Raw genomic sequence first — 24,869 nt, 5'->3', positions numbered from 1 at the left:
AATTGTGCCTTTCAATTTTCGGTTTTTAGTGTGAAATAATGAAATGTTTTCACTATTCCCAACCAGAGCCTTAGAGTTGAAAAAAAACTCAGGTATCCCCCCATTGGGTACTCACGCCCCCAAGTGAGGGATGGAACACGGGTTGGCCCAAAACGAAAAAACGGGCAAACGGATGCTTCACCCCTGTGATGATGCCGGGGTGAAGCATCCATTTGCCCGCTTTCGCGAACGCCGAATGAGTTATAAGAAGCGGGCGTACGCTCCGACCGTCAAGAAGGTCGGGAACTCGGGCTCGAGCGCCGACGTGCGCAGCACGGTGAGGGCGTCGTCGAAGCGGTCGGTGGGGGTGCGCTCGAGGCCGTCCACGATCTCGTCGAGCACCTCTTCGACCCAGTCGGAGTCGATTCGGCGACCCTCGGCGGTGACCGAGTTCTCGTGGATCCACTGCCAGAGCTGCGAGCGGGAGATCTCCGCGGTAGCGGCGTCTTCCATCAGGTTGTCGATTGCCGCAGCACCAACGCCGCGCAGCCAGGACTCGATGTAGCGGAGCGCTATGAGCACGTTGCCGCGCACGCCGGCCTCGGTGATCTGACCGCCGACCGAGGCGACGTCGAGTAGCTGGGCCGCCGTCACACTCACCTCGGGGCGGGTGCGCTCGACCTGGTTCGGCCGGTCGCCGAGCACCTTGTCGAACTCGGCCTGCGCGGTCGGGATCAGGTCGGGGTGCGCCACCCAGGAACCGTCGAAGCCGTCGGTGGCCTCACGCTTCTTGTCGGCGGCGACCTGGGCGAGCGCCTGCTCGGTGACGGCCGTGTCGCGACGGTTCGGGATGAACGCGCTCATGCCGCCGATGGCGAAAGCTCCGCGGCGGTGGCAGGTGGCCACGAGCAGCTCCGTGTAGGCCCGCATGAACGGCACCGTCATGGTGATCTGCTTGCGGTCAGGAAAGACGAAGCGACTGCCACGAGCCCGAAACGTCTTGATGATGCTGAAGATGTAGTCCCAGCGGCCGGCGTTCAGCCCGGCGCAGTGGTCGCGCAGCTCGTAGAGGATCTCGTCCATCTCGAAGCCGGCCTGAATCGTCTCGATCAGCACGGTGGCACGCACGGTGCCGTACGGGATTCCGAGACGCTCTTCGGCATAGGTGAAGATGTCATTCCACAGGCGGGCTTCCTTGTGGCTCTCCAGCTTGGCGAGGTAGAAGTACGGGCCGGTGCCGTTCTCGATGAGCTTCTTGGCGTTGTGGAAGAAGTACAGGCCGAAGTCGATCAGGCTGCCCGAGGACTTCATGCGACGGTTGGCTGCATCAACGAAGGTCACGTGCTTCTCGACCAAATGCCAGCCACGTGGGCGCATCACGATGGTCGGCGTGGTCTTGTTCGTGATCTCGTATTTTTTGCCCTCGGGGCTCGTGTAGCTCAGCTGGCCGCGCACCTGGTCGAACAGGGTCAGCTGGCCCTCGATGACGTTGGTCCAGGTCGGGCTGGTGGCGTCTTCCTGGTCGGCGAGCCACACCTTGGCGCTCGAGTTGAGCGCGTTGATGGCCATCTTGCGGTCGGTCGGACCAGTGATCTCCACGCGGCGGTCTTCCAGACCGGGTCCGGCTCCTGCAACGCTCCAGGTTGAATCCAAGCGGATGCTCTCGGTAACGCTTAGAAATTTGGGGTCGCGACCATTCGCGGCATCCACTCGAGTCTGCAGCCGGGCAGCGAGCAGGTCGTGCCGAGTGCCGGCAAAATGCTCGTGCAGCTCGGCGAGAAATTCGAGGGCGTCCGGCGTGAGGATCTCGTCGTAGCGGTCTGCGAGCGGGCCGGTCACCTCGAGGTGCGGGCGGATGGTGGCGAAGCTGCCGGTCGTGGTCTTCACCTTGTCGGTCTTGATCGGCGCGGAGGTGACCGTCTGATCAATGGTCGGGTTTGGGGTGTTCATGGTCTGGCTCCTTGCGAAAGTAGGTGAAACCGACAGGGGGCGAACCCGAATTGCGGTGCGCCCGATCTCAGGCTGAATGGTGGTGGAACGGTTCTGCTTCGGTCGAACCGATGAGCGCGAGGGTGGATGCGTTCAGTGTTCAAATCGTCGTTACTGGCCTGTGTTCATACTCTGCCGGGTCTGCACGCTACAAAACCAAAATATACCGGCAGAAGAAACCCTGTTCTTCTGATTGTGGAAACTTTTGAATCGTGTGACACTGTGTGAATGGTTCCCGCTGAAGCCCTCGCCGCCCTGTCATCCCTCGCCGTCGATGAACCCGAGCTCGACGCTCTCACCCTCGGGCGGCGCATCCGCGAGCTGCGTACCGCCCGCCGCATGACGCTCGACACCCTCGCCGCCGCCATCGACCGCGCGCCGTCGCAGGTGTCGATGATGGAGAACGGCAAGCGCGAACCGCGCCTGTCCATGCTGCGCACGATCGCCCTCGCCCTCGGCACGACCGTTGATGAATTGATGCGAACGGATGCCCCCTCCGAGCGAGCCGCACTGGAAATCTCGGTCGAACGCGCCCAGCGCGGCCCGGTGTTTCAGGCGTTGGGCCTCCCCCGCATCCGTGTGAGCAAGGGGCAGAGCGACGAAACGCTGCACACCATTCTGAGCCTGCACAACGAGATCGACCGGCTCAACCGGGAACGAGCCGCGACCCCGGAGGAAGCCCGGCGGGCCAACTCGGCCCTGCGCCAGATCATGCGGCAGCAGGACAATTATTTTCCCGAGCTTGAGGCCCAGGCCCTCGAAATTCTCACCGCGGTGGGGCATTCCGGCGGCCCGGTATCGCAGCAGCTCGTCGCCGACATGGCCACCCATCTGGGCTTCTCACTGCACTACGTGAACGATCTGCCGCACTCCACCCGGTCGGTCACGGACAAACGCAACGGGCGGATTTACCTGCCGACGAACCGCTCGGCCTCTCGGGATTCCCGCTCCCCGATCGTGCAGGCCTTCGCCAGCGAACTATGCGCACACGAGGAACCGAGAAATTATGCAGAATTTCTGCGTCAGCGGGTGGAGACGAACTATCTCACCGCCGCCATTCTGCTGCCGGAGCGTGATGCCGTTCGCATGCTGACCGAAGCGAAGACCCTGCGGCGCATCTCGATGGAAGACCTGCGCGACGCCTTCGCCGTCTCCTACGAAATGGCCGCACATCGCTTCACCAACCTCGCCACCGCCCGGCTCGAAATTCCGGTGCACTTCATGAAGGTGCACGAGTCGGGCACCATCATCAAGGCCTACGAGAACGACAATGTGCGCTTTCCCAGCGATGCGCTCGGCGCGGTCGAGGGCACCACGGTTTGCCGCAGCTGGACCGCCCGCACCGTATTCGACGTTGCCGATCGCTTCAGCGCCTGGTACCAGTACACCGACATGCCAGCCGGAAGCTTCTGGTGTACCTCACGCGTCGAGAAGGCCAAGGAGGGCGAATACTCGGTGAGTGTGGGCGTTCCCTTCGCCCACGTGAAGTGGTTTCGCGGGCGTGAAACGTCAAACCGCGCCGTGTCGCTCTGCCCGGACGAGTCGTGCTGCCGCCGGGCGCCCGACAACCTGGCCGACCGCTGGGCCGGGCAATCCTGGCCAGCCGCGCGCACGCCGACCAGCCTGCTCGCCGCACTGCCCACCGGAACATTTCCCGGCGTCGACCAGACTGAGGTCTACCAGTTTCTCGAGGCCCACTCGCCGCACTGAGCACCACGATGACCCGGCGGCGGAGGATTCACTGGGTCTAACTGGAAGATTACTGGGGTGTGAGCATCCGCTCAAAAAAAGAAAAACAAACCGGTACGTTGTTGGCACCGGTATTAGCTAGCATTGGGTAGACGTGAGGGTGCTGTCGAGTCGGGCACACGCTCACAGCCCTATGCACCAGAGAGTTTCGGTTGTGAGCGTCAGTTCCACGTTTCAGTCCCTGCTCTCGCCCTACTGAAATGCGAGCTGACCATGACTGATGCTCGCGCCGTTCTTCGTCGGATCAATCTCGCCGTGCGGGCAGGAATCCCCTCGGCCGAGTCGGCACTCACGCCGCCGGACGAGTCGCTCGATCCCGCCGCGCCGACTGCACCGACCGCGGAGACCACGGTTCCGCTGCCGTCGCACTGGTTTCGCTCGGCGGCCGTGCTGGACGTGCGCGGACTGCGCGTTGCTGCGGGAGCCCGCCCGGACGCACCGCTGCTGGTCAATGGCATCTCACTTTCTATAACCCGCGGCGAAGTGATCGGGCTGGTCGGCGACGCCAATTCCGGCGCCCTCGAGATCGCCCAGTGCATCGCCGGTCTGCTGCCGGCTCCGGCGGTCATCCGTTCCGGGTCGATTCTGTTCAACGGCGGGGAACTGGTTGGTCTGCCCCCGCGACCGCGCGACCGGCCGCGGGACGCAAGGATCGCCTACCTGCCGCGCGATCCACTCGGCAGTCTCGACCACGGAGTGACCGTCGGAACGAAGCTGACCGCACCGCTGCGTTACCTCGGCCTGGCCAAGACGGCCGCCTATGAGCGTTCGCTGGCCCTGCTGGATCAGGCTGGGGTCGAGCGCCCGGAGGACACGTTCATGTCCTACCCGCACCAGCTGTCGCACGTGGTCGCCCAGCGCGTACATATTGCCGCTTCACTCGCGAGCAAGCCCGACCTCGTCGTGGCTGATAACCCCACAGACGCCCTGGACGCGTCAGACAGCTCAGACATTCTGGACCTGCTGCGGATGTTGCAGCGCGACAACGGGCTGACGATGATCATGGTCACGCGCTCGATCAGCGTGGCGGCGCTAACCTGCCAGCGGGTCGCCGTTGTTCGTTCCGGCACAATCGTGGAATATGCCTCGGTCGCCGAACTCTTCGGCTCGCCAAAGCATCCGCATACCCGCGAACTGCTGCATGCGGAGCAGAATCAGTGGCCAGGGAGCCCCGCGCTGTAGCTTCTGCGGCTGCGTCGTCTTTAATCATCCGCTGCTATATCTTTGACAAACCAGAGTTTGCATCGGCGCCGGTATTTGGTGCCTGACCAGTGAAGGATAAGCCTATGACCAGCTACGCAGTCATCAACCCGGCCAACGGGGCGACAGTCAAGACCTACGACACAATCTCGGATGCCGACCTCACCACCGCGATCACCGCCGCAGACGACGCCCACACCTGGTCGCGCTCCGTCAGCGTCGATGATCGCGCAGCGCTCATCCGCCGCGTGGCCGAACTGCACCGCGAGCGCCGCCAGGAGCTTGCCGAGATCATCGTGCGCGAAATGGGTAAGCCCATGGAGCAGGCCCTCGGCGAGGTCGACTTCAGCGCCGATATTTACGCCTATTACGCCGACAACGCGACGGACCTGCTGAAAGACGAAGCCATCACCCTGCTCGCCGGCGAAGGTTCGGCGCTTATGCGTCGCAGCTCACTCGGCGTGCTGCTCGGAATCATGCCGTGGAACTTTCCTTACTACCAGGTTGCCCGGTTCGCCGGACCAAACCTGATCATCGGCAACACCATCCTGCTCAAGCACGCCGAGCAGTGCCCAGAATCGGCCGCCGCGATCGCGCAGATCATGCTCGACGCCGGTTTCCCCGAGGGTGCTTACACCAACCTCTACGCTTCCCATGATCAGATCGCCACGGTCATCGCCGACAAGCGCCTGCAGGGTGTCTCGCTCACCGGTTCGGAACGCGCCGGAGCGGCGATTGCTGAGCTGGCCGGACGCAACTTGAAGAAGGTCGTGCTCGAGCTCGGCGGCTCCGACCCGTTCATCCTGCTGTCCACCGACGACCTGGATGAGACCGTCGGTGCCGCCGTGGCTGCTCGCATCGACAACAATGGCCAGGCCTGCAATGCTGCCAAGCGCTTCATCGTCATCGAGGAGCTATACCAGCCCTTCCTCGAAAAGTTCACGGCGGCAATCAATGCCGTCGAGCTGGGCGACCCGACCAAAGACGGTACCGGACTCGGGCCGCTTTCCTCGAAAAAGGCCACCGAGACTCTGACCGAGCAGGTTGCGCGCGCGGTGGCTCAGGGTGCCACCCTCGTCACGGGCGGAACCGCTGAGGGCAACTTCTTCGCCGCAACCGTGCTCACCGACGTGTTGCCCGGGTCCGATGCCTTCCACGAAGAATTCTTCGGCCCGGTCGCACAGATCTTCAGCGTCCCCGACGAGGCCGCAGCACTAGCATTGGCCAACAACACTCCGTTTGGCCTGGGTTCCTACGTCTTCACGACCGACCCAGAGCAGGCACTGCGCGTGGCCGACGGCATTGAGGCTGGCATGGTCTTCATCAATTTGGTCGGCGCCGACGGTGCCGAGCTGCCCTTCGGTGGCGTCAAACGTTCCGGCTCGGGGCGCGAACTGGGCCGTTTCGGTGCCGACGAATTCGTCAACAAAAAGATGATTCGCATCGGCTGACCCGTCCGCTGCGGCAGCTTCTCAGCGGATGCGCGCGCCCCCTACGGCTGCGCGCTACGCCACAGCTACCGGAGCGCGTACCCGACTGGGCACGGCCGAGACAAGCGATGGCGGCGGGTTGCTCGCGGGGTGTCGAGTGTTGAGCTGAGGAGCTGAGGAGCTGAGGAGCTGAGGAGCTGAGGAGCAAGTGCTCCCTGCCAGCGCGACCCACGGAGAACCAACCCGGCCATCATCATCCGTTTAAATGAAGCAGGGCCCGTCCGAAGACGGGCCCTGCTTCAGTGAAGCGGATGCTTAGATGCTGTTGACATCGAGCTGGATGCCAGGACCGAAGGTGGTCGAGACGACGCCCTTCGTGATGTAACGGCCCTTGGACGAGCTCGGCTTGAGGCGAACAATCTCTTCGAGCGCTGCGGAGATGTTCTCGTTGAGCTGCTCGGCGGAGAAGGATGCCTTGCCAACGACGAAGTGCACGTTGGAGTGCTTGTCGACGCGGAATTCGATCTTTCCACCCTTGATGTCGGACACGGCCTTGGCGACGTCGGGCGTCACTGTTCCGGTCTTCGGGTTCGGCATGAGGCCACGCGGGCCGAGAACCTTTCCGAGACGACCGACCTTACCCATGAGCTCGGGGGTCGAGACGGCGGAGTCGAACGAGGTGTAACCAGCGGCTACCTTCTCGATAAGCTCGTCGCCACCGACCTCGTCGGCGCCGGCTGCGATAGCGGCTTCGGCGGCGGGGCCGGTTGCGAAGACGATGACGCGGGCGGTGCGGCCGGTGCCGTGCGGGAGGATGACGGTTCCACGAACCATCTGGTCGGCCTTGCGCGGGTCGACTCCGAGGCGGAGGGCGACCTCAACCGTGGAGTTGAACTTCGCGGAGCCGGTCTCCTTGGCGAGGGTGACGGCTTCGACGGGCGTGTAGAAGTTGTCTTCGCCGATTTTCGCGGCGGAGGCGCGGTACGCCTTTGACTTGGTTGCCATGTGAAATCTCCTGTATGTACTTCAGAGTGTGGTGCGAGCCTGGCAGGCTCTTCCACTAATTGCTTAGGGTGCTCACGCGCCGTGTGGCGCAGAAGCGAGGGGGTGTTCGCGCAGTTGTTGGTGCTAGGCGCTGACCGTGATGCCCATGGAACGGGCGGTTCCGGCGATGATCTTCGCGGCGGCGTCGATGTCGTTGGCGTTGAGGTCAACCATCTTCGCTTCAGCGATCTCGCGAACCTGAGCCTGCGTGAGGTTGGCAACCTTGACGGTGTGCGGGGTTCCGCTGCCCTTGGCGACGCCGGCAGCCTTCTTGATGAGCTCCGCTGCGGGCGGGGTCTTCAGGATGAAGGTGAACGAACGGTCGTCATAGACGGTGATCTCAACGGGGATGACGTTGCCGCGCTGGGCTTCGGTCGCTGCGTTGTAGGCCTTGCAGAACTCCATGATGTTAACGCCGTGCTGACCCAGTGCCGGCCCGATGGGCGGTGCGGGGTTGGCTGCGCCGGCCTTGATCTGAAGCTTGATCAGACCGGTAACCTTCTTCTTCGGTGCCATTGTGTTGTCCTTCGTATTGATGTGCGAGCTGCCCCGAAGGACTGCTCTCCCGGTGGCCCGGATGGGCCCCGGTGGTTTGGGAACCTAGCGTGGATGACCCGCGCGGGTCATCCGTTCTGCCGGTAAGAGGTGCTGGTTAGAGCTTGGTGACCTGGTCGAAGCTGAGCTCGACCGGCGTCTCACGCTCGAACAGGGAAACGAGCACGATGAGCTTGCCGCTCTCCGGCTTGATCTCGCTGATCGAACCTGGCAGGCCCGCGAACGAGCCTTCCTTGATCGTGATGGTCTCGCCGATTTCGTAGTCGACCTCAGCAGCGATGACGCGCTGCGCCGACTTTCCGGGGGCGCCCCCAGCTTTGGTCGGGGCTTCGACGATTTCGACGAGTCCCTTGAGCATGCCGAAGGCCTCTTCGAAGCGCAGCGGCGTGGGGTTGTGGGCGTTGCCGACGAAGCCGGTCACACCGGGGGTGTGGCGAACAACCGACCAGCTGTCTTCGTCGAGGTCCATGCGCACGAGCACGTAGCCCGGGATGCGCACACGGGTGACCATCTTGCGCTGGCCATTCTTGATCTCGACGACATCTTCCATGGGAACTTCGCACTGGTAGATGAAATCTTCCATCGCCATCGACTGCTTGCGGTTCTCAATGTTCGACTTCACGCGACGCTCGAAACCGGCGTAGGAGTGAATGACGTACCACTTACCCGGCAGAAAGCGCAGCTCCTTGCGGAAAGCTTCGTAGGGGTCGATCTCGGCGTCGTCTTCTGCATCTTCGGCGTTGACAAGCTTGCCTTCATCTTCGACGGCTTCGACGGAGGCGTCGGCCTCTTCGGCGGAATCAATGTCGAGGGCGCCGTCGACAATGGCGTCAGCTTCGGGATCGGCGGACTCGGCCAGGGCATCGAGAGCGGCGTCGAGGTTGACCTCAACGTCGTTGTTCTCGTCGATGACGTGCAGGGCAACCTGCTCTGCGGCCTCTACGGAGTCTTCGTCGGCCGCGAGGGTGTTGCCCTCTTGCGCTTCGTCGTCCTCGGAGGACTGCTCAGCGGCAGTGGCCCAGTCGACATCGTCGTGCTTCGTCTCAGTCACTAAATCTCAATCCTTATTTGTTCTACGTGTTCAAGTGTGTATGGGCACGGGTGCCAGTAATGCTTGGCGGTCCGATCAAAGCGGATGCCGGTGGCGGGAGTTATCCCGGCGTTCCGAAGACGTAGAGAACGGCGAGGCCGAACACCCAGTCCAGGAGCGACACGATGCCCATCATGATGACAACGAAGACGAGCACGACGCCGGTGTAGCTCAGCAGCTCTTTACGAGTCGGAGTGACCACCTTGCGCAGTTCTGCAAAGACCTGCTTGATAAACAGGGACAGCCGAGCGAAAGGTCCGCGACTTGACTCGCGTGCCATTCGTGCGTTCGCGACGATTTCCTCACCGGGTTCGTCGACAACTTTTCGGGCCACCTGTTTACACCTCTCATGGTCGGCGGACTAACCACCGATGTGCAGGGCGGACAGGACTCGAACCTGCAACCTGCGGTTTTGGAGACCGCTGCTCTACCAATTGAGCCACCACCCTATGGAAGTAAATTCACCCTGCAGTTCTACGTTCTCCGGCGATTTACCACTCAGAAAAAGGCGCAGAAAAGCATGGCAGAATTCCACTACCTTGAACCAGTCTAGGTCACGGACCGGCCACTGTAAAGCTGAGACGAGTTCGCGCCGAAGTACGATCCTTGTTTCAGTGCTAGCTTGGCACACTCTCGCGGTCGGCGGGATTGCGGCCGGCGACGGGTCAGTGACCGTCCAGCCGGCCGATCAGCTTGTGCATCGCGGTCATGGCTCCCCCGAGCACGGCCGGGATGCCGCCACCGGGGTGTACCGAGGCGCCCACCCGCCAGAGCCACGGGTGCGCCCGGCTGGTATACCCGGGTCGGTGGAATGGGCCGCTCTGCCAAAGTGGATTGGTCGCGCCATACAGCGCACCCCCCGCGGAGCCCCAGCCGGCGAAGTAGCGCGGGTCGAGCACGACGTGGTCTCGGAACAGCTCGGTGATGGGCCGGTCCAGTCCCACTGCGGAGCTGACCCGGGCCATCTCGTCGGCGACCCAGGGAGTGTCGAGATCGTAATGTCGGCCGTCGGCAGGCGCGGTGAGGAGCACGGCTACCGTCGGCCGATCGTTGGGATAGATCTCGTTCGGGCGGTAATAGTTCAGGAACGCCATGGTCTGCTCTGGAGCGACGCCGGCGTCCAGGCTGCGGTGCAGCGCGGCCGGGTCGTCGGGCAGCACCACAGAATGGGTGGCCGTCCCTGCGGGCAGCGGCGCTGCGAGTGACGCGTAGACGGCCACTCCGGAGCAGGACAGCGACCGCGGTCGCGCTTTCGGCCGTCCAAGGAGCTCGTCGAGCACGCCCCGGTCAAGCCCGCTCACGATCACGTCTGCCGGGTAGGTCGCCGAAGTCGTCGACACGAGTCCGTTGCGCACAGCCGTGACGGGCTCGCCCGTGTGCACCTGTGCGCCCGCGTGGAGTGCCAGCCGATGCAGCGCCAGCGGAAGTTCATTGACTCCGCCTTCGGGGACCCAGACGCCATCGGTGGCCATGATGGCCGGCATGCTCGCATACAGCGCGAGGGTCTGCCGGGGCGAGACGCCCGCGTTGAGGGTGTGGATGGCGATGACCTCACGCAGTCCGTCGGGCATCCAGGTCAAGCCATCGAGAAAGCCCCGTGTGGTCAGCCGTCTGCCGTAGAGGCGGAATACCCGGCGCACGGCCGGGAGCGACGCCGGGCTGGCTGGGTCGGCGGTGAGCATGCTCGTGACTTCGGGTCCCAACCCACCGTGCTCGCGTTCGAACCGGGTCCAGGCCGCATGCCACGGATGCCCCGGCGGCACCGGCAGGGTGACGCTGTCACCGGCATAGAAATACCGACCGACTTCGGGCAGTTTCTTCAGGGTCAGCGCGGCGACCGCCGCGGCCTCGGCGGGAGCGGACCGCCGGGCGCCGATGGCGTCGTAACGGGCAAGCAATTCCTCCCACACCGGGGGGAAGGCGACCAGAGCCGGCCCGGTATCCACGCGCTGCCCGTCGATCTCTAGGCGTCGGCTCTTTCCTCCGATCCAGTCGGATCCTTCCAGCACGGTCACCGAGTGCCCGGCGCGGGCCAGCAGAGCGGCGGCGGTCAATCCACCAATGCCGGCACCGAGCACGACGATGCGCCGGGGAGTCGATGGCATGCGGGATCGCTTCATGGATACGTTCCTAACAGAATGGCGGCCACGACCTGGGCTCCGGCGACGGAACCAGCAACGTAGGGGAAGATGATTGAGTACCGATAAAGTCTGTGCGCCGTGGCGGGTGTTGGGTCACGCCCCAACGACCACACCAGCCAGCCGGCGATGAGCGCGTTCACCAGCGCTACCGGCCAGTTGATGAGGGCGAAACCGACGGTGGACAGCGCCCACCAGATGGCGCTCCACACCGTGGCGCCGCGCGCGCCGAGATGCACCGCAGTGGTGTGAATACGCGCAGCGCGGTCCTCGTCGATGTCCTGCACCGCGTCGTAGGTGTGTTTGGCGACGCTCCAGGCCATCAGCCCGATCGCCGCCGACCAGATCGGCTGCTCACCGACGGCGAGCGGCACGAACACCAGCGGAAAGGCATACGCGGCGTTACTCAGCGAATCCAAGTAGCGCCGAGCTTTGAAGCGCAGCGGGGGCATCGAGTAGAAGACAAAGATGACCGAGTACGCCGCGATCCAGGCCAGCGCTGCAGGCGGCAGCGTGACCAGAAAAAAGACTAGGAAGGGCACGTTGGTCAGGAGGACGCCGAGCACGATCGGGCGGGTCTCCGAGCCGAGGATTCGAGCACCCTCGTGTCCACCCTTGCGGGCGTTCTGGGCATCCGTTTCTTGGTCGAAGATGTCGTTCACGCCGTAGATCAGCAGGTTGAACGGCAGGGTCACCCAGAGTAGGAGGGGCAGCACGTCCCAGCGCCATAAATCGCCGAGGAGCCACATTCCGATGACGGTCGTGCCGATGGTGTTCACCCACAGCACCGGTCGGGAGATTTGAACCAGGCGCGTAAGCATTTTCTCACTCTAGCTAGCTCGGCGAGAGATCTCGCTACGAGGCCACACGCCGCCCCGCCGAAACGACGGTCGAGCAGCACCGCGGCCCCGTCAGGACCTCAGAAGGAGCGGATCGGCCGACCAAGAGTGCTCCCACTGACCGACTCCCGGGAGGGGATAGCTAAACTCAACGTGTGGCTCACGAACTCAAGCGAATTTCTACCCGCATCGGCTCGATCGCGGAGTCGGCGACCCTCAAGGTCGACGGCAAGGCCAAGGCGTTACAGGCGGCCGGACGGCCGGTGATCAGCTTCGCGGCGGGGGAACCCGACTTTCTGACGCCCGAGCACATCGTCGAGGCCGCTTTGGTCGCCGTGCGTGACCCGAAGAACTACCGCTACACCCCGGCAGCCGGACTTCCCGATTTGCGCGAGGCCATTGCCGCCAAAACTCTGCGCGACAGCGGACTCGCGGTATCGCCGAGCCAGGTCGTGGTGACCAACGGAGGCAAGCAGGCCGTCTATCAGGCCTTCGCCACCCTGCTCGATCCGGGCGACGAGGTCATTGTGCCGACTCCGTACTGGACCACCTACCCCGAGGCCATCCGCCTGGCCGGTGGCGTGCAGATCGACGTATTCGCCGGCAGCGACCAGGGCTACCTGGTGACCGTCGAACAGCTTGAGGCCGCGCGCACCCCGCGCAGCAAAGTGCTGTTGTTCGTCTCACCGTCGAACCCCACCGGCGCGGTCTACTCCCCGGAGCAAACCCGAGCCATCGGTCAGTGGGCCGAGGACAACGGGCTCTGGGTCATCTCCGACGAGATCTACCAGAACCTCACCTATGACGGCGTGCGTGCCGTCTCGATCGTCGAAGCTGTTCCGGCCTTGGCCGACCGCACCATTCTGGTTAACGGGGTCGCCAAGACCTACGCCATGACCGGCTGGCGCCTGGGCTGGATGGTTGGCCCCGCTGACGCTATCAAGGCCGCGGCGAACCTGCAGTCGCATCTCTCCTCGAACGTGTCGAACATCTCGCAGCGCGCCGGCATCGCTGCGCTGAACGGCCCCCAGGAGGCCGCTGAGGGTATGCGCGTTGCCTTCGATCGCCGCCGCAAGCTCATCGTCGCCGAGCTGAACAAGATCCCCGGTGTGGTTACCCCCACCCCGCAGGGCGCCTTCTACGTCTACCCCGACGTCACCGGCCTGCTCGGCCGCTCGTGGGGCGGAGCTACACCGACGTCCTCGCTCGAACTGGCCGACCTCATCCTCGATCAGGCCGAGGTGGCGGTCGTTCCCGGTGAGGCCTTCGGACCGAGCGGGTTCCTGCGCATGTCCTACGCGCTCGGCGACGATGCCCTCCTCGAGGGAATCCAGCGCCTGCAGCGGCTGTTCGCCTAGTACGGCATCCGTCGACTGATGGATGAGGGAGACAACCATCGGAGGAGGTACGGGGGCGCGGAAGTGAGATCATGAATCCATGACAGCCACACCCCCGGTCGTGCAGGTGCGCGACCTGCAGAAATCGTATGGCAGTGTCGAGGCCGTGCGCGGCGTGAGCTTCTCGATCGAGGCCGGGGAAACCTTCGCCCTGCTCGGCCCGAATGGCGCCGGCAAGAGCACGACGATCGAGATTCTCGAGGGCTACCGTGATCGTTCCGGCGGTGAGGTGAGCGTGCTTGGCATTGATCCGCACCACGGCGGCTTGGATTGGAAGGCCCGCATCGGCATTGTGCTGCAGACCAGCAACGAGAGCGGCAATGCGACCGTGACCGAGCAGCTGCGCCACTTCGCCGGGTTCTATCCCCATCCCCGCGACGTCGACGAGGTCATCGACGCGGCGGGTCTGCGCGAGAAGGCGAAAACCCGCATCAGCAAGCTTTCCGGCGGGCAGCGCCGCCGAGTGGATGTTGCCCTCGGCATTATCGGACGCCCCGAGCTGCTGTTTCTCGACGAACCGACCACAGGCTTCGACCCCGAGGCCCGGCATCAGTTTTGGAACCTGATTCGCGGACTCAAGGCGGAAGGCACCACCATCCTGCTGACAACCCACTACCTCGACGAGGCCGCGCAACTCGGCGACCGTGCCGGAATCATCGTCGGTGGCCGGCTCATCGACATCGGCCCGCTCGACACAATCGGCGGAGCGGATGCCCGCGTTCCGGTCGTGCGCTGGCGTGACGGCAACGGATTGGTGCGCGAGGAGCGCACGAGCCGCCCGGCGCAGGTCGTGGCGGACCTAGTCGCCAGCGGCAAGGGCGCCGAACTCGAAGGTCTTGAGGTGATCCGACCAAGCCTCGAAGACGTGTACCTGTCCCTCGTGCGCGGTCACGAAGCGACGGCCGCCGGGAACGAAGCTGCCACGTCCGCCCCTGAGGCTCGGCCCGATCCAAGCCGGCTCACCGACAAGGACGTGCGAGCATGAGCGCCACGATAATGAGCACCCGCCCGCAGCACACAGCTCCGAGCACGCTCGCGCTCAGCCTGTCCCGCATCGGCTATGAAACACGCCTGTACTTTCGCTCCCCCGACACCCTGTTGTTCACGTTCTTTTTCCCCTTCATCATGCTTGGCATTTTCACCGCCGCGTTCAGCTCCTCCGGAAATATCGGTGCCAATCCCGACGGTACCGGCGGCGTCAGCGTGGGCGCCTACTACCTGCCGGGAATGCTCGCCGCCGGCATGCTTCTCTCCGGTGTGCAGAACCTCGCCGTCGATATCGCCGGCGAGAAAAGCGACGGCACCCTCAAACGCCTGGGCGGCACCCCGCTGTCCCCACTGAGCTATTTCCTCGGCAAGATCGGACAGGTGTTCGTCACCGCAATTCTTCAGGCCGGCCTCCTACTTCTCGTGGCGCGGCTGGTGCTCGATATCGCGCTGCCGAGCGAACCGGAGAAGTGGGCAACCTTCGCCTGGGTGTTTGTGTTCGGCGTGATCACGAGCGCGTTTCTCGGCATCGCGCTGTCGGCGGTGCCTCGGTCGGGGCGCAGCGCCACGGCCGTTGTGGCTCCCGTAGTGCTCGTGCTGCAGTTCATCTCGGGCGTCTACCTGCAGTTCACGACGCTGCCCGAGTGGATGCAGAACCTGGCGAGCATTTTTCCGCTCAAATGGATGGCGCAGGGCATGCGTTCTGTCTTCCTTCCGGAAAGCTTCGCTGCTGCCGAGCAGAGCGGCACCTGGGATTTGCCCTGGGTGGCCGGCGCCCTCGGCGTCTGGCTGGTGCTGGGGCTCGTGCTGAGCCGGGTGACGTTTCGTTGGATTCGACGCGACGCGTGAGCCTGGCCTGAGGCCCGGGCGCTAAAGCAGTTTGCGCGCGAGCGCCCAGGCGGTCAGTTCGTGGCGGCTGGACAGTTGCAATTTGCGCAGTACCGCCGACACGTGGGTTTCCACGGTCTTGGCGGCGATGAAGAGGGTGCTCGCGACTTCTTTGTAGCTGTAGCCGCGGGCGATGAGGCGCATCACCTCGGTCTCGCGGGCGGAGAGCCGGTCGAGTTCCTCCGTGGTTTCGGCGGTCTCGCCGGCGACGGCGCCGAAGGCGTCGAGCACGAACCCGGCCAGGCGCGGCGAGAACACGGCATCACCCTCGGCGACGCGGCGGGCGGCCTCGGAGACCTCGGCCCCGGAGGCGCTCTTGGTGATGTAGCCGCGGGCACCGGCCCGAATGACGCTCACCACGTCGTCGGCGGCATCCGACACGCTGAGCGCCAGAAACAGGGTGTGCGGGGCGCGCGGCGCCGCCTCGCGAATGACTTCGGTGCCGCCCCCGCCGCGGCCGCCGGGCAGGTGCACGTCGAGCAGCACGACTCGCGGCTGAAGTTCGATCACGCTCGCGATCGCGGCGTCGACCGTCGCCGCCTCACCAAGCACGACGATGTTCGCGTCGAGCTCGGCGCGCAGCCCCGAACGGAAGATGGAGTGATCGTCGACGATGAGTACGGGCAGGCCAGCGGATGCCGCGGCCGACGTTGTGGCCGCAGGGCCGCTTTGGCTCGGGTCATGGTTGGTCATCGCACGCTCGTTTCGGTGTGCTGCTCATCATTCGCCTGCGTGGCGGCCGCAGCGGGCAGGGTCAGCAGAATCTCGGCTCCGGTGCCGCCGGGGCCCGGGCGCACGGCGGCGTTGCCACCAGCCCGGCGCATCCGCCCGAGAATGGATTCGCGCACGCCGAGCCGATCTTTGGAAATCTGGTCAACCCGAAAGCCTGGCCCGCGGTCGGTCACGCTGAGTTGAACGCCCCGGGCGCCGGTCTCGAGATACACCGACACCGCTCCGCCGGCATGCCGGGCCGCATTGAGCATGGCCTCACGGGCGGCGGCGGCGAGTGCTTCTCGGGTGTCGTCAGACGGCGAGTCGGAGCTGCCGGCCGACCCCACGCCCATACCCACTCCGACCGTCACCACCTCGAAATGCACTGCGAAGTCCTCTTCGATCTCGCCCGCGATGCGGCGCAGCGCGGTGGCAAGGTCGGTCGCCGGTTCGCCGCTGCCGCCGCGAGTTCCGGTGAACAGCCACTCGCGCAGTTCGCGTTCCTGAGCCCGAGCGAGCCGCGCGACGTCACTGTGCGGGCCAGCCTTCTGCTGAATGAGCGCGAGAGTCTGCAGCACGGAGTCGTGCAGGTGCGCGGCAATGTCGGCCCGCTCGGCCTCTCGCGCCCGCGCGGCGCGTTCGTCGGCGAGGTCGCTCCACAGGCGCAGCAGCCACGGAGCGGTGACCACTGCCACTCCCAGCAAAACGGATGCCGCCGCCAAAATAACCGTCCACGCGTTCGGGTTGGTGCCGGTCACGAAAAATAGCAGAATGCCGACGGCGACCAGCACGAGCGCCCCGAGAATGCGCACGAGCAACGCCGAGGATTGCTGCGCCGCACCACTGCGAATGTCAGCGAACTGGCGCCAGGCCAGCGCGGTTCCGGCGAGTACGACAATCGCGGGAACCACCACGGCGAGCGGAATGTCGGCGCCGAGGCGGCTCGCTACGAGGGCACCGCCGGCGGCCAGCAGGGCGAGCCCGAGCAGGATTTCGGTGACGGGCGCGGCGCGCGCGGAGTCGGCATCCGTTTTAACGGCGGGCGCAACGGGACTGGCGAACCGGGAGCCGCCGGGTGACACGGCACCGGGTGAAATAGCATAGGGCGACACAACATAGGGCGACACGACACCGGGAACCGCGGCGGAGCTGGCCAGGGGCGCCAGGCCGCGGGGTGACGTCGACGAGACGCGACTTGAGCGGGCTAGGCTCGACTTGGGCAGCGGGTCGGCGGCCACCCCGCCCGACGGAACCGTGCCCCAGAGCCACGCATAGAGCAGCACGCCGAAACCGCCGCAGAGGCTCAGCAGCACGGTCAGCAAACGAACGGTGACCACCGGAAAACCTGTGTGCTCGGCGAACCCCGCGCACACGCCGCCCACGAGGCGCAGCCGGGGCCGAGTCATCCGTTCTGTTCTCACGTGTTTATCCAAGCACGCCCCACCGACACGACGGAACCCGCGCAGAATCAATCAGGGTTCAATCAGGGTCATCCCCCATGGCCGCGGTTTGGGCGCGCTGCCAGACTCGAATCATGACCGACGCACCGAGGGCCCAAACACCTCACCCCGACCAAATCACCCGATTCTTCGACTGGATTCGCGGAAGTGGACTCAACCGTGACGGCGACCGCTGGATCGCCGGCGTCTGCGGTGGCATCGCCGCCCGCACCGGGCTCGACCCACTGATTGTGCGCGGCATCGCCGTCGTGATCGCCATCCTCGGCGGCCCCGTCGTTTTCGCCTACGCAGTGGGCTGGGCGCTCATGCCGCGCGGCGCCGGCCGCATCTACGCCGAAGAGGCCCTCCGCGGCCGCTTCCAGCCCGCCATGATCGCCATCGGAGCGCTGCTCCTGGTCACGGTCGTGCCGCTGTTCCGCGGCTTGTGGTGGAACGGCCCGACCGGATTCTGGGCCGTCCCCGACTGGCTCAACGGCATCTTCTCCTTCGGCTGGGGCCTGGCCGTTCTGACCGGCATCGTCTGGCTGATCGTGTATCTGGTGCGCCGCGCCAGGAAACCCGGCAGTACTGGCCCCGGGTTCGGCCCGTTCGCTCCCCCGGCCGGCCCGTTCGGCCCGGGCAGTGTCTACGATCCGAAACCGCCGTCCGGCACCGGCTACAGCGCGCAAACGGATGCCCCGGCCCCGCCGCCGACAGCGACCAGCACGTCCACCGAAACCGACCAGAGCAGCGCCCCGAGCACCGCAACGGCAACCGCCCCGACCGTCGCCTTCGCGGCCACGCCGACTTCGACCCAGAACCCGTTCGTCACCGGCGCAGCCCCGGTCGGTGCAACCTATCCGCCGGCCAACCCGTACGCATCGGACTCGGCCCGAAACATCCGCTCGCAGCAGAATCGGGACTGGCAGGAACAGAACCGCGCCCGCCAGGCTGCACACCGTGCCCGGGTGCGTGCCCGCCGTCCCGGCGCCGGCTACAGCGCCATCGTGCTGGGCCTGGCCCTGGCCACGGGCGCGGTTGCCGCCGGTGTGTACTCGACCGGCGTCTGGTCGCAGGATGCAATTTTGCTCGGCGTTGCCTTCACCCTCGGAGTGCTCGCGCTCGGCATCGTGACCGCCGGAATCCGCGGTCGCACCGACGGCGCCATGGGCGGGTTCGCCTTTCTGGCCGCGGCCACCTTGGTCGTGCTCGGCGTGTTTCCGCAGGGCACCCAATTCGCCGCCATCGGCGACACCGTCTGGCCGCTCATCGCCAATGACGCCGCCGTTGACCCGTCGACGAGCTACGTCATGGTTGCAGGGGAGTCCACGCTCGACCTGAGTGATTTCGACAACCCGGGGCTCGACGACGAGGATCGCATCTTCGACGTTTGGCTCGTGGCCGGCGTCACCAATATTCAACTCCCCACGGATGCCCCGGTGCGCGTCGAAACGCACGCACTGGTCGGCGGCGTGGAGTACTCGGGTCGGGCGGTGAACGCGGAGAACGGCGAGCGCACCGGAGTATTCGCCTCCGATCAGCGCACCTTCAACGCGAGCAGCCGCAGCGACGGCCCGCTGCTGCGCATCTGGACCATCGCCGGCGTCGTCACGCTCGATTCCTCCAACAACTAGGACCTCACAATGACCACTCCACTTTCTCCCGCGAACTCCGGATCCGACCACTCTGACGCACCGACCGAGGTCTTCGCCGCAAATTCGCCGGCAGCCGACGCGCCCGCCACCGAAGCAAACCCGACCGCGCCGATCGCCGCCGCGGCCAGCCCCGCACCGGAGTCCGACCCGACGCCGAGCTTCTTCAGCCCGAACCAGGCCGCGCCGGCTGGCGAGGAGACACCATCCGCTCCCCGCTTGCGCCCCCGCTTCGGCACGATCCTCTGGGGCATTCTGCTGCTGGCGTTCGCGACTTACATGGTCGTGTTCACCCTGCTTCCGGTGCCGCCGGATCCCACGCTGTGGCTCCTCGGCGGCGTGATCGCGGTCGGGCTGGGCCTCGTCGTGGCCGGCATCGCGGCCGCAGCGCGTCGCGCCGACTGACCGGCCGCGTAAGGCGCCCTCACCTCACCGAGCCGTGAGTTCACGTCACCCAGCCGTGAGTTTGAGCCCGTTTTTCGCGCAGAATGGGCTCAAACTCACGGCTCGGTGGAAGAAGGGGCGGCCGCCCCTGGTCGACTCGAAGCTAGAGCGTCAGGCCGACCAGAACCGGTTCAGGCTGCAGATTCACGCCGAATTCGGCCTGCACCCGGCCGAGCACGTAGCGGGCCAGTTGGGCCACCTCTTCGGCGGTCGCGCCGCCCGTGTTCGTCAAGGCGAGGGTGTGTTTGCTCGACACGGCCGCCTTCGACCCGGGCAGCCGGAACCCGCGGGAAACGCCGGACTGCTCGATCAGCCAGGCAGCACTGAGCTTGACCAGGCGTACCGGTTCCGCGCCGGGAATCGGCCCGACACCCATATATTCCTCAATGGGAATAACTCGATCCGGCAGCTCCGTCGTCATCGGCCACTGGGGCGCCGATGCCGGCAGGGAACGCGCAATCGCCTCGGTCACGATCGGGTTAGTGAAAAAGGATCCGGCGCTGTACGTGTCGGGGTCGCTCGGGTCGAGCACCATACCCTTGCCGGCCCGCAGGGCCAGCACCGTGTCGCGCACGGTCTGCAGCGGCACGCGATCGCCGAGCTGCACCCCGAGCGCACCGGCGAGTTGGGCATATTTCAGCGGCTGACCGAGCGTACTGCCCAAAACGGATGCCTCGGCGGCGGTATCGTGCAACTCCAGTTCGATCGCCAGGACGACTCCGCGCAAGCCCTGTTTGAGCACCGAGGTGCGGTAGCCGAGGCCGAGCTCGGCCCGTTCGAGGCGTTCGACCTCGCCGGTTTCATAGGAGAGAAAGTCAATCGCGACGAGGCTGTCCGAGATTTCCTGCCCGTAGGCACCGATGTTCTGCACCGGCGCGGCACCACACGATCCAGGAATGCCGGAGAGCGCCTCAATACCGGCCCAGCCGTGCTGGACGGCATAGGCGACCAGCTCGTCCCAGGGCTCGCCGGCCTGCACGCGCAGCCGCACGCGGTCTGCGGGACCGGCGCCAGTGGCATCCGCTTCGCTGGAATCATCGAGCACCTGGATGCCACGGGTCACCACGTGAATGACGATGCCGTCGAAGCCGTCGTCGGCGACGACGGTGTTGGATCCGCCACCGAGCAGCAGCCAGTTTTCGTCCATGCCCCAAACAACGAGGGTTTCGTTGATGAGGTCCTGCTCGGTGACCGGTGCCACCCGTGCTGCGGGCGGGCCGCCGACACGAAATGTGGTGAGCGTGCTCAGGGCAACGGGTTCAATCATGGGTTCAGGCCAGGTTGACGCGCGCCTGCGCCTTGCCGAGAACGGTCGCGCCGTTAAAGGTCACGGTCAGGTCGATACGGGCCACACTCGCCTCGACATCGAGCGCGCCGACCTTGGCGACCACCATCACGACGGCGCCGACGGTGGCGTCAACGAAGACCGGACGGGTGAATCGCACCTGATAATCGACGACGCGGGCCGGGTCGCCAGCCCAGTCGACGACGGGCTGCACGGCCAGACCCATGGTGAGCATGCCGTGGGCGAGCACGCCCGCCAGACCCACCGATTGCGCCACATCGTCGCGGTAATGAATGGGGTTGAAATCGCCGGATGCCCCGGCGTAATGCACGAGTGAATCGCGCGTCAGCGAGAAACTCGCCTCGGCGACGACGCTGCCGACCTCGAGGTCGGCCACTGACCTGATAGATGAGGCGGGGATCATTCGTCTCCCCTGACGACGAGGGTGGAGGTGGCGGTCACAACGTGGTCGCCGGTCGCATCGACGATGGTGGACTCGGCCGTCACCATCGAATGACCGCCCAGCGACTTGATGCTCGTGACCGCGAGGGTCGCCGTGAGCTCATCGCCGGCCACGATCGGTCGGGTGTAGCTGAAGCGCTGATCGCCGTGCACGACCCGGGTGAAGTCGATGCCGCCATCCGGTTCGGCCAAAAGCTGGGCCAGGGTGGCCTCCTGCAGGACCACAGCGAACGTGGGCGGGGCGACGACGTCGGCGTGGCCGGCCGCGCGGGCCGCTTCGGGATCGTGGTTGATCGGGTTGGTCGCGAACACGGCGCGGGAGAATTCGCGCACCTTTTCGCGGCCGACAAGATACGGTGCGACCGGCGGAAAGACCCGCCCCTGCAACTCTGGGTTCACTGACACCCGTTGAGTCTACTAAGTACACTCCCGCGGCCGGTCACGAGCACGCCTCGCCAGGGCGCACACTTATAACCGTGAAATGCGTATCCGTGCGCCTCGGTGATCCCGAGGTTGCCCCCCTTCTGCTTGACCTGCACCGTGAATATGAAACCCGATACGGCACGGGCGATTCCGTGCACGACGTCGACGGCACCGAGTTTGATCCCCCCTTCGGCGGCTTCCTTGTGCTGGTCGACGGCGACACGACCGTCGCCGGCGGCGGCCTGCACCGGTTCAACGCCACGACCGCCGAGGTCAAGCGCATGTGGACCAACCCCTCCTTTCGCCGCCAGGGCCACGCGAAAACAATTCTGCGCGAACTCGCGATCCTGGCGCGCGGTCTCGGCTATGAGCGGATGCGCCTGGAAACCGGCTACGCCCAGCCCGAAGCGCTCGCCCTCTACCGCAGCCTCGGCTTCACCGAGATCGGCAACTACGGCATCTACGAGCACGCTTCCGGCTTCGAGCTCGACCTTTGCCCCGAACCGGCGTCGTAGCGCACAACGCCGCGAGCCGACAGAAGTCCGCCCGCGGAATCCTGTGCTTGTCGACGAGGACCGCCCACCACCGACGCCGGTTCCGCACGATTCGCCGGTAGATCGCCGTCAGGGAGCGGTTTCGATGGCTCAGGGCGCGCCGGGGAGGTAGCGTTAGAGGGCTATGCAAAACAAATTGACTCCGCACCCCGACCTTCCGATCGACAGTCCGACCGAGGAACGCATTCGCGCCGCCGTCGCGCATTACGGCGAGAGCGTCGTCATCGACAACTCCGTGGCCCTGCTGCGCGCCAAGAACGCCGGAAAAGACTTTCTGCTCTACGCCGGCGGGCGCCACGCCCTCGGCATCCTTGAAGGTGCTCCGGCCCTGTACTGGCCCGAGCTGTGGGGCGCCCGCGCTCTGCTGCACGTCTGGGGCGAGCAGGCGGCGCCGTACATCGTCGTCGGACTCAACAACCAGGCCTGGCGGGTGCGCGAAATGTGCGCCAAAGTCGTGCTGCTGCGCGGACTGCAGGTCGTGCCCAAGCTCGTGCGTCTCACGACCGACGAGCACCCCCGCGTGCGCGCCGCCGCCCTGCACGCCCTCGCCGACCAGGGCACCACCGCCAACATTGCCACGATCGAGGTGCGCCTGCGCGACCCCGACAAGGAGGTGCGCCGCGCGGCCCAGCAGGCCCGCGACGCGATTCGCACCCGGCTGAAGTTCACTGATCCGGTTCCTGAGACGAGCACCGAAACGAGCGCGCCTGAGACGAGCGCGCCTGAAACAAGCACCGAGGCGTAAGCGCGGCTCGGCGCCCGACGAGCAGCCCGTCGCAGCATCCGCTCTGCCGGAGGTCACGGGCGTCGGAGCAGGGCGCCCTCCTGCCGGCAGGTCGCCGCGGCGGTGAGCATGGCGTCGGTCAGCAGCGCCTGCCAGCCGGCGGCATCCTGTGGCACACCGCTGTGAACGATGGTGCAGACGGATGCCGCGAGCGTCGCGTCCCCGGCACCCATCGTGTCGACGATCGGGCCGTCAAGCTCAGCGATCGGCACACTGACCAGCTCATGTTGGCCGACGCCCACCGACGCGCCGAGGCGCCCGGCCGTCGCGAGCACGGTACCCGCCCCGGCGTCAACCAGGCGGGTCCGCAGCTCCTTGAGGCTGCTGTCGTAGAGCAGGTCGGCGTCTTCGTCGCCCACCTTCACGAGCAGGCTGCGAGCAGCGAGTGCCTCGAAGTTGCGTACAAACCGCGGCCCGTCGCGCAGCATGCCGGCGCGGGGATTGGGGTCGATCACGAGGCGCTGCTCCGGGTCGCTCACACAGGCCGCGAACGCCTCGGTCTGATCGGTATCGTCGAACGGAAAACAGCTCACGACGACCAGTTCGGCGGCGTCGAGCGCGGCCCGCTCGGCAGCCCTGAACTCGATGCGGCGCGCTTTCGCGGCGTCGTTGAAGAAGTAACGAGGTTCGCCGTCGGTGCGGTCCGAAACCGCCCGGGACGATCCGAGCGGGCCAGGTGTTGCGATCAGTTGCACCCCATGCTGTTCCAAAAACGCCCGGATCACGGCGCCATCGGCATCCTCACCGACCATCGCGATCAGAGTCGTGGGCACGCCGAGCACGGCCAGCCCGACCGCCACATTGAGCGCGGCGCCCCCGGCAAACTCGCGGCTCGCCTCCGAATCACGCAGCACGTCGATCAGCGCGTCGCCAACGACGACGACACGGGTGGGAGCGTTCAGTCCAGGCACGAGGTCCAATCTTGTCGCACGCCGCAGACGGCGAGCGCGCAGGGAGGTGGTCGCACCGATTGTCAGGGGCAATCCACCGTGATTTTGCGTGCCTTGACTCTATAGTAAAAGTTCTGCCCTGATTGATTGAGTGGCGGCCGAGGCAGGTCCGGGCCGCTCACACCGCTAACCCCCTGGAAAGTTACACCCATGATTCTCACAACGGATGCCGCGACGACAGTAACCGAAGCGAGCGCGGCATGAGCGGTGCCGTGATCGCCCTCTACGCCGAGTTCACAGCCCTGCCCGGTCATGAAGCGGAAGTCGCTCATTTGCTGCGCGAGCTCACCGCGCACGTGCGCCGGGAAGCCGGTTGCGTCCGCTTCGACCCGCACCAGCTGGAAACCAATCCGGCGGCGTTCTTCGTCTATGAGGAATACCGCGACCTCGCCGCGTTCCACGCCCACCGCGCCGCCGCCTATGGCGCCGAGTTCAACCGCGCGCTCGGACCGATCATCGAGGGCGACGGCTCGACCCTGACCTTTCTGGCCCCACTGGTCTGAATCCCCGGGGCGTCACACAAAAACAGCCGACAGAAGGAGTCAGTATCCTGCTGCCGGCTGTCGTCCATCCTGCTGGTCAGGCACCCTTGCGCCCCGACATCGACCGCATCAGGAACATGATCACCGCCAGGATCGCGAGCACGATACCGACCCAGAGGAGAAACTGCAGAGACTGCACCAAGCCACCGGTAATGAGCAGCACGACCGCAACGATGGCCACAATAATTAGAAGCGGATTCATGATCCGACCTTTCCCTTCATGCGCGGGTAATTCCCGATTGCCCCGATCGTACCCCCGAATGAGGCTCAGACGCGGATACCGCACGCGGCATCCGCGTCCTTGCCGCATTGGCTCGTCGTGCTCAGATCGAGCCCAC

At 65.5% G+C, this 24,869-nt stretch carries 25 protein-coding genes and 1 tRNA gene; 11 read left to right on the top strand and 15 right to left on the bottom strand.

Annotated features, from left to right (window positions below):
* Positions 1-240: 240 nt before the first annotated feature.
* Positions 241-1,929 carry a malate synthase A gene (gene aceB / locus E3T41_RS08655; protein ID WP_092448379.1) on the bottom strand — a complete coding sequence of 563 codons (1,689 nt, stop codon included), beginning with the start codon at positions 1,927-1,929 and terminating at the stop codon, positions 241-243.
* A 267-nt stretch (positions 1,930-2,196) separates the two neighbouring features.
* Between aceB and E3T41_RS08650 the strand changes: the two genes are divergently transcribed.
* The 3 genes from E3T41_RS08650 to E3T41_RS08640 all read left to right on the top strand — a co-directional run bounded on the left by E3T41_RS08650 (position 2,197) and on the right by E3T41_RS08640 (position 6,368).
* Complete coding sequence (locus tag E3T41_RS08650; protein WP_134478132.1) at positions 2,197-3,678, top strand: XRE family transcriptional regulator; 1,482 nt, start codon at positions 2,197-2,199, stop codon at positions 3,676-3,678.
* A gap of 252 nt (positions 3,679-3,930) precedes the next feature.
* Positions 3,931-4,899 carry an ATP-binding cassette domain-containing protein gene (locus E3T41_RS08645; protein WP_092448381.1) on the top strand — a complete coding sequence of 323 codons (969 nt, stop codon included), beginning with the start codon at positions 3,931-3,933 and terminating at the stop codon, positions 4,897-4,899.
* 104 nt (positions 4,900-5,003) lie between these two features.
* A complete protein-coding gene (locus E3T41_RS08640) occupies positions 5,004-6,368 on the top strand; it encodes an NAD-dependent succinate-semialdehyde dehydrogenase (RefSeq protein WP_092448382.1) in 1,365 nt (454 codons plus the stop codon).
* 294 nt (positions 6,369-6,662) lie between these two features.
* On the opposite strand, the gene rplA is transcribed toward E3T41_RS08640, so the two are convergent.
* The 7 genes from rplA to E3T41_RS08605 all read right to left on the bottom strand — a co-directional run bounded on the left by rplA (position 6,663) and on the right by E3T41_RS08605 (position 11,995).
* Positions 6,663-7,352: a 50S ribosomal protein L1 gene (rplA, locus tag E3T41_RS08635; protein ID WP_092448383.1), complete on the bottom strand. Its 690-nt coding sequence runs from the start codon at positions 7,350-7,352 to the stop codon at positions 6,663-6,665.
* A gap of 123 nt (positions 7,353-7,475) precedes the next feature.
* Positions 7,476-7,907: a 50S ribosomal protein L11 gene (gene rplK, locus E3T41_RS08630; protein ID WP_092106326.1), complete on the bottom strand. Its 432-nt coding sequence runs from the start codon at positions 7,905-7,907 to the stop codon at positions 7,476-7,478.
* 136 nt (positions 7,908-8,043) lie between these two features.
* Positions 8,044-8,997, bottom strand: a complete 954-nt coding sequence (gene nusG, locus E3T41_RS08625; protein WP_092448384.1) for a transcription termination/antitermination protein NusG — start codon at positions 8,995-8,997, stop codon at positions 8,044-8,046.
* Between the two features lie 100 nt (positions 8,998-9,097).
* A complete protein-coding gene (gene secE, locus E3T41_RS08620; protein WP_092448385.1) occupies positions 9,098-9,370 on the bottom strand; it encodes a preprotein translocase subunit SecE in 273 nt (90 codons plus the stop codon).
* A 42-nt stretch (positions 9,371-9,412) separates the two neighbouring features.
* Positions 9,413-9,485: transfer RNA gene (locus E3T41_RS08615), tRNA-Trp, on the bottom strand.
* Between the two features lie 216 nt (positions 9,486-9,701).
* Positions 9,702-11,156, bottom strand: a complete 1,455-nt coding sequence (locus tag E3T41_RS08610; RefSeq protein ID WP_241991094.1) for an NAD(P)/FAD-dependent oxidoreductase — start codon at positions 11,154-11,156, stop codon at positions 9,702-9,704.
* Positions 11,153-11,995, bottom strand: a complete 843-nt coding sequence (locus tag E3T41_RS08605; protein ID WP_104132147.1) for a UbiA family prenyltransferase — start codon at positions 11,993-11,995, stop codon at positions 11,153-11,155. Before E3T41_RS08605 ends, E3T41_RS08610 begins: the two co-directional genes overlap by 4 nt.
* 173 nt (positions 11,996-12,168) lie before the next feature.
* On the opposite strand from E3T41_RS08605, the gene E3T41_RS08600 reads away from it, so the two are divergent.
* The 3 genes from E3T41_RS08600 to E3T41_RS08590 all read left to right on the top strand — a co-directional run bounded on the left by E3T41_RS08600 (position 12,169) and on the right by E3T41_RS08590 (position 15,246).
* Positions 12,169-13,371 carry a pyridoxal phosphate-dependent aminotransferase gene (locus E3T41_RS08600; protein ID WP_092448387.1) on the top strand — a complete coding sequence of 401 codons (1,203 nt, stop codon included), beginning with the start codon at positions 12,169-12,171 and terminating at the stop codon, positions 13,369-13,371.
* Between the two features lie 79 nt (positions 13,372-13,450).
* A complete protein-coding gene (locus E3T41_RS08595) occupies positions 13,451-14,395 on the top strand; it encodes an ABC transporter ATP-binding protein (RefSeq protein WP_104132146.1) in 945 nt (314 codons plus the stop codon).
* The gene (locus tag E3T41_RS08590) at positions 14,392-15,246 is read left to right on the top strand and encodes an ABC transporter permease (protein ID WP_134478130.1); all 855 of its coding nucleotides are present in this window, start codon (positions 14,392-14,394) and stop codon (positions 15,244-15,246) included. The genes E3T41_RS08595 and E3T41_RS08590 overlap by 4 nt, the downstream gene beginning before the upstream one ends.
* Before the next feature lie 21 nt (positions 15,247-15,267).
* Here the strand turns inward: E3T41_RS08590 and E3T41_RS08585 are convergent, their stop codons facing one another.
* Both E3T41_RS08585 and E3T41_RS08580 read right to left on the bottom strand, forming a co-directional pair.
* Entirely contained in the window at positions 15,268-15,978 is a 711-nt protein-coding gene (locus E3T41_RS08585) for a response regulator transcription factor (protein ID WP_104132145.1), read from the bottom strand.
* Positions 15,975-17,402 carry an ATP-binding protein gene (locus tag E3T41_RS08580; protein ID WP_241991093.1) on the bottom strand — a complete coding sequence of 476 codons (1,428 nt, stop codon included), beginning with the start codon at positions 17,400-17,402 and terminating at the stop codon, positions 15,975-15,977. The genes E3T41_RS08585 and E3T41_RS08580 overlap by 4 nt, the downstream gene beginning before the upstream one ends.
* Before the next feature lie 128 nt (positions 17,403-17,530).
* Here E3T41_RS08580 and E3T41_RS08575 point away from each other — a divergent pair, with 128 nt between their 5' ends.
* Positions 17,531-19,069 (top strand): PspC domain-containing protein, encoded by a 1,539-nt coding sequence (locus E3T41_RS08575; RefSeq protein ID WP_166791524.1) that lies wholly within the window; start codon positions 17,531-17,533, stop codon positions 19,067-19,069.
* Positions 19,070-19,078: 9 nt separating this feature from the next.
* The gene (locus E3T41_RS08570) at positions 19,079-19,492 is read left to right on the top strand and encodes a hypothetical protein (RefSeq protein WP_092448392.1); all 414 of its coding nucleotides are present in this window, start codon (positions 19,079-19,081) and stop codon (positions 19,490-19,492) included.
* A gap of 142 nt (positions 19,493-19,634) precedes the next feature.
* Here E3T41_RS08570 and E3T41_RS08565 read toward each other — a convergent pair whose 3' ends face one another.
* The 3 genes from E3T41_RS08565 to E3T41_RS08555 are packed head-to-tail and all read right to left on the bottom strand — an operon-like array spanning position 19,635 to position 21,683.
* Positions 19,635-20,798, bottom strand: coding sequence for a UDP-N-acetylmuramate dehydrogenase (locus E3T41_RS08565; RefSeq protein ID WP_134478124.1), 1,164 nt, complete (start codon positions 20,796-20,798; stop codon positions 19,635-19,637).
* Between the two features lie 4 nt (positions 20,799-20,802).
* The gene (locus E3T41_RS08560; RefSeq protein ID WP_092448394.1) at positions 20,803-21,240 is read right to left on the bottom strand and encodes a MaoC family dehydratase; all 438 of its coding nucleotides are present in this window, start codon (positions 21,238-21,240) and stop codon (positions 20,803-20,805) included.
* Positions 21,237-21,683: a MaoC family dehydratase N-terminal domain-containing protein gene (locus E3T41_RS08555; protein WP_092448395.1), complete on the bottom strand. Its 447-nt coding sequence runs from the start codon at positions 21,681-21,683 to the stop codon at positions 21,237-21,239. Before E3T41_RS08555 ends, E3T41_RS08560 begins: the two co-directional genes overlap by 4 nt.
* 71 nt (positions 21,684-21,754) lie before the next feature.
* On the opposite strand from E3T41_RS08555, the gene E3T41_RS08550 reads away from it, so the two are divergent.
* Both E3T41_RS08550 and E3T41_RS08545 read left to right on the top strand, forming a co-directional pair.
* Complete coding sequence (locus E3T41_RS08550) at positions 21,755-22,216, top strand: GNAT family N-acetyltransferase (protein ID WP_166787508.1); 462 nt, start codon at positions 21,755-21,757, stop codon at positions 22,214-22,216.
* Positions 22,217-22,379: 163 nt separating this feature from the next.
* The gene (locus E3T41_RS08545) at positions 22,380-23,000 is read left to right on the top strand and encodes a HEAT repeat domain-containing protein (protein ID WP_092448396.1); all 621 of its coding nucleotides are present in this window, start codon (positions 22,380-22,382) and stop codon (positions 22,998-23,000) included.
* 53 nt (positions 23,001-23,053) lie between these two features.
* On the opposite strand, the gene E3T41_RS08540 is transcribed toward E3T41_RS08545, so the two are convergent.
* A complete protein-coding gene (locus tag E3T41_RS08540) occupies positions 23,054-23,950 on the bottom strand; it encodes a PfkB family carbohydrate kinase (protein WP_241991092.1) in 897 nt (298 codons plus the stop codon).
* Between the two features lie 239 nt (positions 23,951-24,189).
* On the opposite strand from E3T41_RS08540, the gene E3T41_RS08535 reads away from it, so the two are divergent.
* Positions 24,190-24,492 (top strand): putative quinol monooxygenase, encoded by a 303-nt coding sequence (locus tag E3T41_RS08535; RefSeq protein WP_092448397.1) that lies wholly within the window; start codon positions 24,190-24,192, stop codon positions 24,490-24,492.
* 76 nt (positions 24,493-24,568) lie between these two features.
* Here E3T41_RS08535 and E3T41_RS17895 read toward each other — a convergent pair whose 3' ends face one another.
* On the bottom strand, positions 24,569-24,733 hold the full coding sequence (locus E3T41_RS17895) for a hypothetical protein (protein WP_166787509.1): 165 nt from the start codon (positions 24,731-24,733) through the stop codon (positions 24,569-24,571).
* Between the last annotated feature and the right edge of the window lie 136 nt (positions 24,734-24,869).

This window comes from Cryobacterium sp. Hh38 (assembly GCF_004403235.1).
GTDB lineage: Bacteria > Actinomycetota > Actinomycetes > Actinomycetales > Microbacteriaceae > Cryobacterium > Cryobacterium levicorallinum.
This window is presented reverse-complemented; position numbering and strand designations above follow the sequence as displayed.

Bases quoted from the DNA above. Each gene is read 5' to 3' on its own strand.
- aceB (WP_092448379.1), bottom strand. From the start codon at position 1,929: ATGAACACCCCAAACCCGACCATTGATCAGACGGTCACCTCCGCGCCG.
- E3T41_RS08650 (WP_134478132.1), top strand. From the start codon at position 2,197: ATGGTTCCCGCTGAAGCCCTCGCCGCCCTGTCATCCCTCGCCGTCGAT.
- E3T41_RS08645 (WP_092448381.1), top strand. From the start codon at position 3,931: ATGACTGATGCTCGCGCCGTTCTTCGTCGGATCAATCTCGCCGTGCGG.
- E3T41_RS08640 (WP_092448382.1), top strand. From the start codon at position 5,004: ATGACCAGCTACGCAGTCATCAACCCGGCCAACGGGGCGACAGTCAAG.
- rplA (WP_092448383.1), bottom strand. From the start codon at position 7,352: ATGGCAACCAAGTCAAAGGCGTACCGCGCCTCCGCCGCGAAAATCGGC.
- rplK (WP_092106326.1), bottom strand. From the start codon at position 7,907: ATGGCACCGAAGAAGAAGGTTACCGGTCTGATCAAGCTTCAGATCAAG.
- E3T41_RS08610 (WP_241991094.1), bottom strand. From the start codon at position 11,156: ATGAAGCGATCCCGCATGCCATCGACTCCCCGGCGCATCGTCGTGCTC.
- E3T41_RS08605 (WP_104132147.1), bottom strand. From the start codon at position 11,995: ATGCTTACGCGCCTGGTTCAAATCTCCCGACCGGTGCTGTGGGTGAAC.
- E3T41_RS08595 (WP_104132146.1), top strand. From the start codon at position 13,451: ATGACAGCCACACCCCCGGTCGTGCAGGTGCGCGACCTGCAGAAATCG.
- E3T41_RS08590 (WP_134478130.1), top strand. From the start codon at position 14,392: ATGAGCGCCACGATAATGAGCACCCGCCCGCAGCACACAGCTCCGAGC.
- E3T41_RS08585 (WP_104132145.1), bottom strand. From the start codon at position 15,978: ATGACCAACCATGACCCGAGCCAAAGCGGCCCTGCGGCCACAACGTCG.
- E3T41_RS08580 (WP_241991093.1), bottom strand. From the start codon at position 17,402: ATGACTCGGCCCCGGCTGCGCCTCGTGGGCGGCGTGTGCGCGGGGTTC.
- E3T41_RS08575 (WP_166791524.1), top strand. From the start codon at position 17,531: ATGACCGACGCACCGAGGGCCCAAACACCTCACCCCGACCAAATCACC.
- E3T41_RS08570 (WP_092448392.1), top strand. From the start codon at position 19,079: ATGACCACTCCACTTTCTCCCGCGAACTCCGGATCCGACCACTCTGAC.
- E3T41_RS08565 (WP_134478124.1), bottom strand. From the start codon at position 20,798: ATGATTGAACCCGTTGCCCTGAGCACGCTCACCACATTTCGTGTCGGC.
- E3T41_RS08560 (WP_092448394.1), bottom strand. From the start codon at position 21,240: ATGATCCCCGCCTCATCTATCAGGTCAGTGGCCGACCTCGAGGTCGGC.
- E3T41_RS08545 (WP_092448396.1), top strand. From the start codon at position 22,380: ATGCAAAACAAATTGACTCCGCACCCCGACCTTCCGATCGACAGTCCG.
- E3T41_RS08535 (WP_092448397.1), top strand. From the start codon at position 24,190: ATGAGCGGTGCCGTGATCGCCCTCTACGCCGAGTTCACAGCCCTGCCC.
- E3T41_RS17895 (WP_166787509.1), bottom strand. From the start codon at position 24,733: ATGAATCCGCTTCTAATTATTGTGGCCATCGTTGCGGTCGTGCTGCTC.